Genomic DNA, 12,704 nt, shown 5'->3' on the forward strand with positions numbered 1-12,704 from the left:
TGTATAAGAGACAGCCCCCGGCGGACGTCACGAACGACCGCCCCCGGGACCGGAAGAGAAAGCGTATCCTTCTCATCACGACGAGTAATCATGGCGATGAGGATGCCGCACCGGAATCCCGGGCGTTATCCCACCGTGGGCCACCCATGATGGGTGAACCGGACGAGTGAAGCGTGAGGATCTCGGGGGAAGTGACATGAGAACATCGACCGCCGTCCCTCCACACCTGTTGAAACGGGATGACGTGCGGGAAGCCCTCGCCGCGCAGGATTTCGGAAGGCTGTTCTTCCTCCTCCGCAAGTGGGCGGGTATCAGCTTCAACCAGATCGCGGAAGCGTGCGACATCAAATCCTCCCGCGTCTGCCAACTGGCACGTGGAGAGGGGACGATCTCGACACTGTCGAAGATCGAGCAGATCGCCGACGCCCTGCGCATTCCCGGCCACATGCTGCGGCTGGCACCTCGCCCATGGGAAGTGGGGAGCGCGTCGGAGACGAGCCCCCGAGTAGCCTCCCTGCCCCTGTCACGGCTGGCAGCAGCGGACGGCGCTCCCGCCGGCGACGATTACGTCCGCGCGATCCGGGAGACCTCGCGTCGGTTGATCCTCCTGGACCACGAACTCAACGGCCTCCCCATCGCGGACATGGCCACCCGCGCCTTCAAAGCGGTCCATCGACGCCTCGGGGAAGGCGGCTACGAAGCGCGATACGAGCGGGATATCCGCTCTGCCGCAGCGGAGTTGGCAGAAATCGCGGGATGGGCTCTGTTCAACGCGGAGAACCTCCCCGCCGCCCGTCGGTTCAACCAGGAGGCGTTGTTCCTTTCGCGACTGGCCGGGGACGATTCGATCGAACTCCTCATCCTCCAGAACATGGGCATGGTCGCCGGGTGGGTGGGACGCCACCGGGAGGAACTGGCGATCTCCCGTTCCGTGTTGGAGTCCCGTGAGCTGTCCCCACGGGTGGAGGCGATCTTCCGGGCCCGGGAGGGCCAGGGCCTGGCCGGGACAGGGCGCCACGAGGAGGCCGCCCGAAGCTTTCGACGGGCTCGCTCACTGCTGCAGGACGATCCCCCGGACGCGGCCCCACCGTGGTCGTGGTGGATCTCGGAGGACGAGCTCGACCGACAGGAGGGGCGGTCCCTACAGGAATCGGGAAGGTGGGAGAAAGCCGTTCCCCTTCTGCAACGCGTCACCCACGCACCGAGCGGTGAACCGGTGGGCTACCGGAACGTCGCCGCCGTTCGACTGCTTGCCTGCTTCCTCGACTTGGGCGCATGGCGCGAGGCGGAGGAGGTCGCGAACTTCCTCGCCCCCGAGGCCGGGGAGATGGCCTCCACCATCACCCTGAGCGTACTGGAGACCACCATCCGGCGGGGAAGGGTCATACCGGGGGCTCCCCCCGCTCTTCGGGAGTCGCTGGATCGTGTCGCCGACTCCATCGGCGAGGACCCCTACGCCCTCTGACCGAACCCGGGGAGCTCACTCCGCCGGAACCATCCCCGTGTGCGCGGGGAGCCGTACCGGTGTGCGGTCGCCCATGACACCATCCGAATGGTGACCAAAGCGTCACGGCAAGTGAACAGGGTGCTCCGCCACCGGTGCTGCACGGGCGGTGACGATGGGATCCGGAGTCGAAGGCGTCGGGGAGCGCGGCGGGCGTCATGCGTTCACCTCTTGAAACCCTCCGTGCGCTCCGGGGCGCACGGAGTGGCCGTCACAAACAGAGAAAAACTCACGGAAGCGGACAGCGGGGAGTCCCGGAACGACGCAAAGGAGACCGCCCCGGGCGGCCTTCGTGGATCCTTTTCGAAGATCGCCCGGGTGGTTTCACGCGGCACGGTTTTCAGGGGTTTTTCTTCGACGGCGGCCTCCCGCGGTCCCGGCCCCGGAGGGGGCGTGGGGGCGCGACCCGAGGAGTCCCCGGGGGCGCGGGGAGGCCGCGGCGCGGACGACCCGGCGGTGCAGCCGGCCCCGGCAGGGTCTCCGTCGGGCCGATCGGCGCGGGCGGGACGGCGGGACGCGGCCCCCACGACGGGCCCCGTGGGGGCCCTGTGGGCACGCCGCGGCCCCGGGCCCGTCGAGGACGGGTACCCGGGTACCGAGGCACAGGGCGCCGTTGTCGGGTCGGCCGAGCCGCCCGTGCCGCGCGGCGGGAGCGCGGCGGGGGCGGTGCGTCGGCGGGCGAACGACCGACCGGTGACGACCGGCGGAACGGCGTTGCCGGCGGGGGCCGTCGGGCCCCGGGACCCTCAGGAGGAGCCGCGCCGCACCAATTCGGTGGGCAGGATCTGCTGCGGGTGGATCGGCATGCCGTCGTTGATCTCCGCGAGCAGCGCCCGGGCCATCGCGCGCCCCATCCCCTCGATGGGCTGGCGGACGCTGGTGAGCGGCGGGTCCATGTGCCGGGCGATGGCCGAGTCGTCGAAGCCGACCAGGGCCACGTCACCGGGGACCGAGCGTCCGGCCTCGCGCAGCGCGCGGCGGGCGCCCGCCGCCATGAGGTCGGAGGCGCAGAAGACCGCGTCGATGTCCGGGCGGCGGTCCAGCAGCTCGCGCATGCCCAGGTAGCCGCTCTCCTCGGTGAAGTCGCCGCGCCACACCAGGCTGTCGTCGTACTCGTGGCCGGCGGCCTCCAGCGCCTCGCGGTAGCCGGCCAGGCGGCACCAGGCGGCGTACATGTCGAGCGGGCCGGTGATGGTGGCGACCGTCCGACGGCCGCGTCCCAGCAGGTGCTCGACGGCGAGTTGGGCGCCGGCCACGTTGTCGCAGTCCACGTGCGGGAAGGGCTCGTCGGCGGACCGGCGGCCGTTCATCACGGCGGGGATGCCGAGTTGGCCGAGCAGTTCGGGCAGCGGGTCCTCGCCGTGCACGGAGACCAGCAGCACGCCGTCCACCCGGTTGCCCGCCGCGTACTGGGCGAAGCGCTGCCGCTCCTTGGGGGTGCGGCTGAGGGTGAGCAGCAGCTGGTAGTCGGTGTCGGCCAGTTCGGCGCTGACCCCGCGGATGATCGCGGAGAAGTAGGGTTCCGCGAAGAGCCGGGCCTCCGGCTCGGGCACCACCAGCGCGATGGCGTCGGTGCGGTTGGCCGCGAGCGCGCGGGCGGCGCGGTGCGGCACGTAGCCCAGATCCGCGATGGCCGCCTCGACCGCGGCGCGGGTGCGGTCGCTGACCCGGGGTGATCCGTTGATCACCCGCGAGACGGTACCGCGCCCCACTCCGGCGCGGGCCGCCACCTGTTCCAGTGTCGGTCTTCCATCTCTTCCCAATCCTCGTCTTCCGACTGCCATCGGATTCCTCCTGTTGTCGCCCCGGGATCCAACTACATCACGGAATCGACTCCGTCCAGCCGGATGCCTTGACACTCGCCCCCAGACCGGGAACTCTTCACTTCATCAAGTTTGGGAGCGCTCCCATCCACCTGAAACCCTACACAACCCATACGTTCCGAGCCCCGGGTCCGTTCACCCCCACGCGCCGCAGAGCGACCGGGAGAGGCAACGTCAGTGCGCCAGGAGGACGACCACATGCGCAACACCGCCAGAACGCCGCGCGGCACCCGCGGCACCACCGGTAGGACCCTCCGGACCTGCCTTGCCGTGACCCTCGGGGTCGGCCTGCTGGCCGCCTGCGGTGGCAACGGCAACGACGACGACAACGGCACCGGTGGCGGCGGCAGCGCCGACGGCGACCCGGAGCCCGTCACCCTGTCGATCGGCGTCTTCGGCCAGTTCGGCCTGGAGGAGGCCGGCCTGTACGACGAGTACATGGAGGCCAACCCGCACGTCACCATCGAGCAGAACTCCACCCAGCGCAGTGAGGACTACTACCCCGCGCTGCTGACCCGCCTGCCCACCGGCAGCGGCCTGAACGACATCCAGGCCATCGAGGTCGCGAACATCAACGAGATCGCCAACGACCTCGGCCGCTACTTCGTGGACCTGAGCGAGGCCGAGGGTGTGGACCTCGGGCACTTCCTGCCCTGGAAGGTCGACCAGGCCACCGGTGCGGACGGTCGGGTGGTCGGCCTGGGCACCGACATCGGCCCGATGAGCATCTGCTACCGCACGGACCTCTTCGAGGAGGCCGGCCTGCCGACCGACCGCGACGAGGTCGGGGCGCTGTGGGAGGGCGACTGGCAGGCCTACATCGACGCCGGCAAGGAGTTCCAGGAGAACTTCACCGGTGACGCCAAGTGGGTCGACTCCGGCTCCGGCATGTTCAGCGCGATCGCCAACAGCTACGCCGAGCGGTACTACAACGAGGCCGGCGAGACGATCTACGAGGACAGCGAGGCCGTGCGGACCGCCTGGGACATGGCCGTCCAGGCCGCCGAGGAGGGGCTGACCGCCCGCCACGACCTGTTCTCCACCGAGTGGGACCAGGGCATGGCCAACGGTGACTTCGCCACCCTTTCCTGCCCGGCCTGGATGCTCGGCTACATCGAGGACAAGTCCGGCGGTGAGGGCGAGGGTGCCTGGGACGTGGCCGCCGCGCCGCGTCCGGCCAACTGGGGCGGTTCCTTCCTGGGCGTGACCGAGGCCTCCCAGAACAAGGAGGAGGCCATCAAGCTGATCACCTGGTTGACCGCGCCGGAGCAGCAGGCCAAGCTCTTCGCCGAGCGGGGCAGCTTCCCCAGCTCCGCCGAGGCCCAGGAGTCGGAGGTCGTGCAGAGCGCCACCAACAGCTACTTCGGGGACGCCCCGATCGGTGAGCTGTTCACCGCCGCCGCGGCCGACATCCCGACCCTGATCGTCGGTCCGCGCGACCAGGTGATCCAGGAGGGCTTCTCCAACGGCGTGCTGCGGGTGGAGCAGGGCGCCGACCCCGATGAGGCGTGGGAGGCCACCGTCCGGGCCGTCGACAACGCCCTCGCGGACTGACCCCGAATCCGGAAAGTCATCCATGGCAACGGAACAGCACAGTGCCGCGCCCCCCGCGAAGGGGGGCGCGGCCCCGCGCCCGCAGCGCGGCGGTGAGCCCCCGCTCACCCCCGAGGAGAAGAAGCTCCGCCGCCGGTCGCTGCGCTACCGGCTGGACACCAAGTTCAGCCCCTACGGCTTCATCGCACCGTTCTTCCTCTTCTTCGCCGCGTTCGGCCTCTTCCCGCTGTTGTTCACCGGGTGGGCGTCGCTGCACCGCGTCTCGCTGCACTCGCCGACGGACATGGAGTGGGTGGGGTTCTACAACTTCACCCGCCTGCTGGGCGACGAGTTCTTCTGGAACGCGCTGTGGAACACCTTCATCATCGGCGTGATCGCCACGGTTCCGCAGTTGCTCATGGCCCTGGGCCTGGCCCACCTGCTGAACTACAAGCTGCGCAACAGCATGATGTTCCGGGTGGCGATGTTGACGCCGTACGCCACGTCGGTGGCGGCGGCGACGCTGGTGTTCGCGATGCTCTACGGTCGCGACTACGGCATGATCAACTGGTTCCTGGGCCTGTTCGGTGTGGACAACATCGAGTGGGAGGCCGGTTCGTGGACCGCGAAGATCGCGGTCTCGACCATCGTCATCTGGCGGTGGACCGGCTACAACACCCTGATCTACCTGGCGGCCATGCAGGCCGTGCCCAAGGACCTCTACGAGTCGGCGTCGATCGACGGGGCCTCCCGGTGGCAGCAGTTCATCCACGTCACCATCCCGGCCCTGCGCCCCACGATCCTGTTCACCGTGGTGGTCTCCACCATCGGTGCCACCCAGTTGTTCGGTGAGCCCCTGCTCTTCGGCAGCGGTACCAGCGGTGGCGCCGACAACCAGTACCAGACGCTGGGCCTGTACCTGTACGAGATGGGTTGGACGAACTTCAACCTCGGCCGCGCCTCGGCGATCGCCTGGTCGATGTTCCTGCTCCTGATCATCATCGGGTTGGTCTACTGGTTCTTCGCCCGGTTGATCGGCCGATCGACCGGCAGCAAGGGGGCGTGAGCCATGAGCATCTCCTCCGAGACGGCCACCCGGCCGCCCGGTTCCGCCCCGGCCGCCCGGCCGGACACCCCCGACGGGGGTGCCCCGTCCCGCCGCCGGCGCATCAGGGCCGGTGGCGCCGGCCGGCAGATGCACGCCGGTTGGCTGACCTACGTCATCCTGATCATCTTCACCATCGGGTCGCTGTTCCCGCTGGTGTGGACGATGTTCGCGGCCTCCTCCACCAACACCAGGCTCGCCCAGACCCCGCCGCCGTTCTGGTTCGGCGACGACCTGTGGAACAACCTGGACCAGGCGTGGAACACCGCCAACATGGGCACGGCGCTGATCAACACGGTCTTCGTCGCGGGAACCATCACGCTCAGCACGGTGCTGTTCGCCACCCTGGCGGGGTTCGCCTTCGCCAAGCTGCAGTTCCGGGCGAAGAACGTGCTGCTCATGCTGGTGATCGGCACCATGATGGTGCCGCCGCAGCTGAGCGTCGTCCCGTTGTACATGGCGATCGCCGAACTCCAGTGGACCGACCGGCTCCAGGCGGTCATCCTGCCGATGATGGTGAGCGCCTTCGGCGTGTTCTTCATGCGGCAGTACCTGGTGCAGGCCCTGCCCACCGAGCTGGTGGAGGCCGCCCGGGTGGACGGCGCGAACAGCCTGCGCGTGGTCTGGCACGTGGTCTTCCCCGTCGCCCGCCCCGCCATGGCGGTGCTGGGAATGCTGACCTTCGTGATGGCCTGGAACGAGTTCTTCTGGCCGATCATCGCGCTGACCCAGCAGAACCCGACGGTTCAGGTGGCCCTCACCGGCCTGGGACGCGGCTACGTGCCGGACCAGGGCGTGATCATGGCGGGCGCCCTGCTGGGCACGTTGCCCCTGCTGATCGTCTTCGCCATCTTCGGCAAGCAGATCGTGGGCGGCATCATGCACGGCGCGATCAAGGGCTGAGCACGGGTGCCGGTGGACGACCGGCACCCGTGCCCGACCCGTCGCTCCCGGGGCCGGGGTCCCGGCACGCGAGTGCCGGGGCCCGGGGCCGGGGTCCCACCGGCGCCGCCCGCACGAGCCGCGCGTCCGACCGGAGGGGGACCGGCCGGACCGGGGCGAATCCCGTGCACCGACCCGCACCACCACACCCTTCGCACACTACGCATGGGAGCGCTTCCATGACAGAGAGCAACCGGATCACCTTCCCCTCCGACTTCCTGTGGGGATCGGCGACCGCCTCGTACCAGATCGAGGGCGGCGCGCGGGAGGGCGGGCGGACCCCCTCCATCTGGGACACCTTCAGCCACACCCCGGGCAAGGTGCTCGCCGGCGACACCGGTGACGTCGCCTGCGACCACTACCACCGGTGGCAGGAGGACATCGATCTGATGAGCGAGTTGGGCCTGCGCGCCTACCGCTTCTCGATCGCGTGGACCCGGGTCCAGCCCACCGGTCGCGGTCCCGCCGTCCAGGCCGGCCTGGACTTCTACCGTCGCCTGGTCGACGGCCTGCTGGAGCGCGGCATCACCCCCGTGGCGACCCTCTACCACTGGGACCTCCCCCAGGAGCTCGAGGACGCCGGCGGCTGGCCCGCGCGGGAGACCGCCGAGCGCTTCGCCGAGTACGCCCGCCTCGCCGGCGAGGCGCTGGGCGACCGGGTGGGCATGTGGACCACCCTCAACGAGCCGTGGTGCAGCGCGTACCTGGGCTACGGCTCCGGCGTGCACGCCCCGGGGCGCACCGAGCCGGAGTCCGTGCTGCGCGCCGCGCACCACCTCAACCTCGGCCACGGCCTGGCCGTGCAGGCGCTGCGCGGCGTCCTGCCGCGCGACGCCCAGTGCTCCATCACCCTCAACCCGGCGGTGGTGCGCTCCGCGAGCGACTCCGAGGCCGACCTCGACGCGGCCCGCCGCATCGACGCCCTGCAGAACCGGATCTTCACCGGCCCGCTGCTGGACGGCACCTACCCCGAGGACCTGCGCCGGGACACCGCCCGGGTCAGCGACTGGTCCTTCGTCCGCGACGGCGACGAGGCCACCATCAACCAGCCGCTGGACTTCATCGGCATCAACTACTACAACCCGGTGCTGGTCTCCGCCTCCGAGCCCGGCTCGGCCAACGCGAAGAACGACGGCCACGGCGTCTCCGCGCACTCCCCGTGGGTGGGCTCCGAGGACGTGGAGTTCCTGGAGCAGCCCGGCAAGAAGACCGAGATGGGGTGGCCGATCGACGCCACCGGTCTGACCGAGCTGCTGCTGCGCTTCCACCGCGAGGCGCCGGGCGTGCCGCTGTACATCACCGAGAACGGCGCCGCGTTCGACGACAAGCCGGACGCCTCGGGCGCGGTCCACGACCCCGACCGCGTCGAGTACCTGCACGACCACCTCACCGCCGTGCACGCGGCGATGGAGCAGGGCGCGGACGTCCGCGGCTACTTCCTGTGGTCGCTGCTGGACAACTTCGAGTGGGCCTACGGGTACAGCAAGCGGTTCGGCATGGTGCACGTGGACTTCGACACCCTCCAGCGCACGCCGAAGACCAGCGCCCGCTGGTACGCGAAGGCGATCGCCACCGGGGAGCTGCCGGCTCCGGAGTGATCCGGGAGTGATCCGGGAGTGATCCGCGGCCGAACGCGCTCCCGTGAACGCTCACGGGAGCGGACGGCGTGACGGCGCGCCCCGCGGCGGTGCGGGAGCCGCCGGTGGCCCGCCCGTGCCCCTTCGGGGGGCGCGGGCGGGCCACCGGCGTGTTCGGGGCACGCTCCCCGCCGGGCACGGCCCTTCGTGGTTCCCGCCGGCCCCACTGCCCGCCCTCGCCGCCGCCGGCGCGGCCCGGGGCCGGGCAGGTGTCGGGCAGGTGTCGGCGGCGTCAGGCCCGGGCGCGACGACGGACCGCGCGGTGCCGGCCCCCGTCGCGGCCGGCCGCCCGGCCGTCGCGGGAGAGCCACACCCGGATCTCCGCGCCACCGAGCACCGACTGCCCGATCCGCACGTCACCGCCGGTGGACTCCGCGACCCTCCGCACGATGTCCAGGCCGAGGCCGGTGGAGCCGGGGCCGCCGTCCCCGTGGCCCCGGGCGAGCGCGGCGTCGGGGTCCGGGATGCCGGGGCCGGCGTCGGAGACCAGCACGATCACCGAGTTGCTGCCGTCCCCGCTGTGCACGTCCACCGCGAAGGCGGTGCCCTCGGGGGTGTGGCGGAAGATGTTGCCGAGCATCGCGTCGAGGGCGGCGACCAGTTCGGCGCGGGGCACCGGCACCCGGGCGGGTTCGTCCAGCCCCGCGGTGCGGACCTCGCGGCCCTCGTCCTCGGCCAGGGCCGACCAGAAGTCCATCCGCTCGCGGATCACCTCGGCGATGTCGGTGTCCTCCACCGGTACGGCGCCCCGCCCCTCCGGCAGGGCGGTGCGGTGTTCGCGGGCGGTCTCGATGATGGCGTCGACCTCGCGTTCGAGCTGGTCGACGGCCTGGCGGGTCTGTTCGGCGGCGGTTCCCTCGCCGAGCGAGGCGGCGTTGAGCCGCAGCACGGTCAGCGGGGTGCGCAGGCGGTGCGACAGGTCGGCGGCCATCTCCCGTTCGCCGGCGAGAAGCCCGGCGACCTGTCGGGCCATGGCGTTGAAGGCGGAGGCCGCCAGGCGCAGTTCGTCCGGTCCCTGTTCGGGGACGCGCACCCCCAGCCGGCCCTCCCCCAGCCGGCGGGCGGCGGCGGCCAGGTCCTCGGCGGGACGCACCATGCGCCGGCCCAGGCGGTCCGCGACGGCGACCGATCCGATGATCAGGGCCAGTCCGACGGCGGCCAGGACCAACCAGGCGGTGACCACGCCGGTGGAGAGTTCGCCGTTGGGCACGAAGACCTCGACGACGGCGATCAGGCCGCCCTCCACGGCGATCGGCTGGAGCAGCGCCACGCCGCCCTCCACCGACAGCGAGACGGCGCGGCCGTCGCGGACGGTGGCGGCGATGTCGGCCTCCGTGACCCGGGAGCCGCCGATGATGCCGGGGTTCTCCGACCACTCCTCCGGCAGGTGCAGGGCGATGCGCCGCCCGGCTCCCGCCTCGGTGCTGGCCACCGCGCGTTCGAGCTGGTCGCGGTCGGAGGTGATGGCCAGGGCCGGCCCGATGGCGGCGGCCTGGCGTTCGGCGTTGCTCAGCGCCCGGTCGTTGGCCATCTGCTGGATGACCATGCCGAGCGGCACCGCGAAGGCGACGACGACCATGGAGGTGACGGCGAGCGCGATGCGCACCAGGGCCCATCTCATGCGGAACGTCCCCGATCGGGGGGCGGTGCGGCGGGCTCCGGGCCGGCGCCGGCGGGCGGCTCCAGCTTGACCCCGACCCCGCGCAGGGTGTGCAGGTAACGGGGTCGTGCGGCGGTCTCCCCGAGCTTGCGGCGCAGCCAGGAGAGGTGGACGTCGATGGTCTGGTCGTCGCCGTAGGACTGGCGCCAGACCTCCGAGAGGAGTTCCTTGCGGGAGACCACCACGCCGGGGCGCTGGGCGAGGAAGGCCAGCAGGTCGAACTCGCGTCGGGTCAGGTCCAGTTGCGTTCCGTCCAACTGGGCCCGACGGCGTTGCGGATCGACCATGAGGCCGCCCACCCGCACCACGCCGTCGCGGGGGGCGGCCGGGCCGCCGGCCCCGGCGCGCCGCAGGACCGCCGCCATGCGGGCGGAGAGGTGGTCCACGGAGAAGGGTTTGACCAGGTAGTCGTCGGCGCCGGCGTTGAGCAGCCGGATGATCTCGGCCTCGTCGTCCCGGGCGGTGGCGATGATGACCGGGATGTTCGTGATCCCGCGCAGCATCTTCAACGCCTCGGAACCGTCGAGGTCGGGGAGGCCGAGATCCAGGATCACCAGATCGAATTCGAGTTGGGCCACCTCGCGCAGCGCCTCCAGGGCGGTGCCGACGCTGCGGACGGTGTGGGAGGCATCGGTCAGATGCCGGATGAGAGCGGAGCGGACGAAGGGATCGTCCTCGACCACAAGCACATGTGCCATGCGCGGCACCGTACGCCATTAGAGTGATGTGGATGCAACGTCATCTGGTGCACACCGCCGCGTGGGTGGTCAGCACGGCCCTGGCCGTGACCCTCACGTGGTGGGGGGTGGGTTCCGTGCTCCGGGGGACGGTCTACGATCCGCCGCAGGCGGCCCGGGTGACCGATCCACCGCGCTGGCAGGAGGCCGGCGACGACCATCCCGACGCCTCGTCCACCCATCGTCCCAAACCCTCCGCCGATGCCTCACCGGATCCGTCCGACGAGGAGGAGGGGGGAGATCCCGGGGAGGACGGGGACCACGGTGACGGCGAGGGGGAGGAATCGCGGGGAGGCGGCGGTGCGAACGGCGCCACGGGTGCCTCGCACGCCGAGCGCTCCCCCGGCCCCGACCGGGACGGCGACGGGGGCGACGGGGGGTCCGACGCGGAGCGGGCGGATCACGGATCGGTGCACTCGGTGAAGACCGACGGCGGCCGGGTCGTCTTCGATCTGCACCCCCACACCTGCGAGTTGGTCTCCGCCACCCCCGAGCCGGGGTGGGAGATGCAGACCTGGTCGCACGAGGTGTGGATCCGGGTGACCTTCTCCGACTCCTCCCGCTCGCTGTCGGTGTTCTGCGTCTGGAACGGTCACCCGCCCCGGATCGACCTGCACGAGGAGTGAGCCGGCGGGCATCCCGCCCCGGGGCCGCCCCGGGGCCGCCCGGGGCCGCCGGTCAGTCGAAGGTGCCCGCCGGCGGGGCCGGGGAGGCGGCGGCGTCGGCGTCGGTCAGCGGGCGGGCCCCGGCCAGGAAGTCCCGCAGTTCCGCGCCGGCCAGCAGCCGGGCGGTGGAGGGGCCGGCCGCGTTGCGCCGGGACAACTCCGCCACGGGCAGGGGCGCGTCGGACGCCGCCAGCACGGCGTTGCCGAACCGTCGGCCGCGCAGCACCGCCGGTTCGGCGGCCAGGCAGACCTCGGCGAAACGGTCGGTCAGGGCCGCCGTCCGGGCCCGGAGGTGGGTCAGCGGCGGGCCGTCCGTGACGTTGACGGCCAGGATGCCGGTGGGGCGCAGCACCCGGCGGGCGGCGTCCACGAACTCCACGCCGGTGCAGTGGGCGGGGGTGCGGGCACCGGCGAAGACGTCCGCGACGACGAGATCGGCGGAGTCCCCGGGGAGCCGCTCCAGCAGTTCCCGGGCGTCCAGGGCGCGGACGCGGATCCGGGCGCCCCGGGGCAGGGGCAGGTGCTCGCGGACGAACTCGGTCAACCGGACGTCCGGCTCGGCCACCTGCTGGACGGACCGGGGGCGGGTGGCGGCGAGGTAGCGGGGCAGGGTGAGGGCGCCGCCGCCCAGGTGCACGGCGTCCAGGGGGCGACCGGGCGGTGCCGCCAGGTCGATGACGTGGCCGAGCCGCCGCTGGTAGGAGAAGACCAGCCGCAGGGGGTCGTGGGGGTCGACGTGGGACTGCGGCGCGCCGTCCACCCGCAGTTCGCGGGCGCCGGGATGGTCGGGGTCGGGGACCAGGACGGCGAGGCCCCCGGCCACCCGGGCGGTGGGATCGCCGGTGGGAGGGGCCCCGGCGGCGCCCCTCCCCCTCGGGTCGGTGGGGTCCCCGGGGGCGCTCCCCCGCCGGCCTCGGCCACCGGGTCCGCCGCGTCGTGCTGCCATCGGACCAGTATGCGGGTGCGGGTGCGGGTGCGGGTCCGGCCGCCCGCGGCGGCGGTCGGGACCCCGGGGACGCCACCAACCCGAGGGGAAGGGGCGACGCACGGGCCCCGGGCCGCCGTCGCGGGCGGCCGGGTCACGGATGGGGCGGGGAC

Annotated in this window: 10 protein-coding genes; 6 read left to right on the forward strand and 4 right to left on the reverse strand. The window is 71.9% G+C overall.

Features of this window, described 5'->3' with window-relative positions:
• Positions 1-196: 196 nt before the first annotated feature.
• Complete coding sequence (locus tag FOE67_RS05300; protein ID WP_228473569.1) at positions 197-1,465, forward strand: helix-turn-helix domain-containing protein; 1,269 nt, start codon at positions 197-199, stop codon at positions 1,463-1,465.
• A 785-nt stretch (positions 1,466-2,250) separates the two neighbouring features.
• Here the strand turns inward: FOE67_RS05300 and FOE67_RS05305 are convergent.
• The gene (locus FOE67_RS05305) at positions 2,251-3,288 is read right to left on the reverse strand and encodes a LacI family DNA-binding transcriptional regulator (RefSeq protein ID WP_182660944.1); all 1,038 of its coding nucleotides are present in this window, start codon (positions 3,286-3,288) and stop codon (positions 2,251-2,253) included.
• A 237-nt stretch (positions 3,289-3,525) separates the two neighbouring features.
• Between FOE67_RS05305 and FOE67_RS05310 the strand changes: the two genes are divergently transcribed.
• From FOE67_RS05310 to FOE67_RS05325, 4 genes are all read left to right on the forward strand, one after another.
• A complete protein-coding gene (locus tag FOE67_RS05310; protein ID WP_182660946.1) occupies positions 3,526-4,881 on the forward strand; it encodes an ABC transporter substrate-binding protein in 1,356 nt (451 codons plus the stop codon).
• A gap of 22 nt (positions 4,882-4,903) precedes the next feature.
• Positions 4,904-5,926 (forward strand): carbohydrate ABC transporter permease, encoded by a 1,023-nt coding sequence (locus tag FOE67_RS05315; protein WP_182660948.1) that lies wholly within the window; start codon positions 4,904-4,906, stop codon positions 5,924-5,926.
• A 3-nt stretch (positions 5,927-5,929) separates the two neighbouring features.
• The gene (locus FOE67_RS05320; RefSeq protein ID WP_182660950.1) at positions 5,930-6,868 is read left to right on the forward strand and encodes a carbohydrate ABC transporter permease; all 939 of its coding nucleotides are present in this window, start codon (positions 5,930-5,932) and stop codon (positions 6,866-6,868) included.
• Positions 6,869-7,086: 218 nt separating this feature from the next.
• Positions 7,087-8,505 carry a GH1 family beta-glucosidase gene (locus FOE67_RS05325; protein WP_182660952.1) on the forward strand — a complete coding sequence of 473 codons (1,419 nt, stop codon included), beginning with the start codon at positions 7,087-7,089 and terminating at the stop codon, positions 8,503-8,505.
• A 271-nt stretch (positions 8,506-8,776) separates the two neighbouring features.
• On the opposite strand, the gene FOE67_RS05330 is transcribed toward FOE67_RS05325, so the two are convergent.
• Both FOE67_RS05330 and FOE67_RS05335 read right to left on the reverse strand, forming a co-directional pair.
• Positions 8,777-10,165 carry a sensor histidine kinase gene (locus tag FOE67_RS05330; protein WP_182660954.1) on the reverse strand — a complete coding sequence of 463 codons (1,389 nt, stop codon included), beginning with the start codon at positions 10,163-10,165 and terminating at the stop codon, positions 8,777-8,779.
• On the reverse strand, positions 10,162-10,902 hold the full coding sequence (locus tag FOE67_RS05335; RefSeq protein WP_182660956.1) for a response regulator transcription factor: 741 nt from the start codon (positions 10,900-10,902) through the stop codon (positions 10,162-10,164). Before FOE67_RS05335 ends, FOE67_RS05330 begins: the two co-directional genes overlap by 4 nt.
• Positions 10,903-10,934: 32 nt before the next feature.
• On the opposite strand from FOE67_RS05335, the gene FOE67_RS05340 reads away from it, so the two are divergent.
• Positions 10,935-11,567 carry a hypothetical protein gene (locus tag FOE67_RS05340; protein ID WP_182660958.1) on the forward strand — a complete coding sequence of 211 codons (633 nt, stop codon included), beginning with the start codon at positions 10,935-10,937 and terminating at the stop codon, positions 11,565-11,567.
• A gap of 52 nt (positions 11,568-11,619) precedes the next feature.
• Here the strand turns inward: FOE67_RS05340 and FOE67_RS05345 are convergent, their stop codons facing one another.
• The gene (locus FOE67_RS05345; protein ID WP_182660960.1) at positions 11,620-12,552 is read right to left on the reverse strand and encodes a spermidine synthase; all 933 of its coding nucleotides are present in this window, start codon (positions 12,550-12,552) and stop codon (positions 11,620-11,622) included.
• Positions 12,553-12,704: the final 152 nt, after the last annotated feature.

The organism is Streptomyces calidiresistens, from assembly GCF_014141525.1.
Lineage (GTDB): Bacteria > Actinomycetota > Actinomycetes > Streptomycetales > Streptomycetaceae > Streptomyces > Streptomyces calidiresistens.

Bases quoted from the DNA above. Each gene is read 5' to 3' on its own strand.
- FOE67_RS05315 (WP_182660948.1), top strand. From the start codon at position 4,904: ATGGCAACGGAACAGCACAGTGCCGCGCCCCCCGCGAAGGGGGGCGCG.
- FOE67_RS05320 (WP_182660950.1), top strand. From the start codon at position 5,930: ATGAGCATCTCCTCCGAGACGGCCACCCGGCCGCCCGGTTCCGCCCCG.
- FOE67_RS05345 (WP_182660960.1), bottom strand. From the start codon at position 12,552: ATGGCAGCACGACGCGGCGGACCCGGTGGCCGAGGCCGGCGGGGGAGC.
- FOE67_RS05340 (WP_182660958.1), top strand. From the start codon at position 10,935: ATGCAACGTCATCTGGTGCACACCGCCGCGTGGGTGGTCAGCACGGCC.
- FOE67_RS05330 (WP_182660954.1), bottom strand. From the start codon at position 10,165: ATGAGATGGGCCCTGGTGCGCATCGCGCTCGCCGTCACCTCCATGGTC.
- FOE67_RS05310 (WP_182660946.1), top strand. From the start codon at position 3,526: ATGCGCAACACCGCCAGAACGCCGCGCGGCACCCGCGGCACCACCGGT.
- FOE67_RS05325 (WP_182660952.1), top strand. From the start codon at position 7,087: ATGACAGAGAGCAACCGGATCACCTTCCCCTCCGACTTCCTGTGGGGA.
- FOE67_RS05335 (WP_182660956.1), bottom strand. From the start codon at position 10,902: ATGGCACATGTGCTTGTGGTCGAGGACGATCCCTTCGTCCGCTCCGCT.
- FOE67_RS05300 (WP_228473569.1), top strand. From the start codon at position 197: ATGAGAACATCGACCGCCGTCCCTCCACACCTGTTGAAACGGGATGAC.
- FOE67_RS05305 (WP_182660944.1), bottom strand. From the start codon at position 3,288: ATGGCAGTCGGAAGACGAGGATTGGGAAGAGATGGAAGACCGACACTG.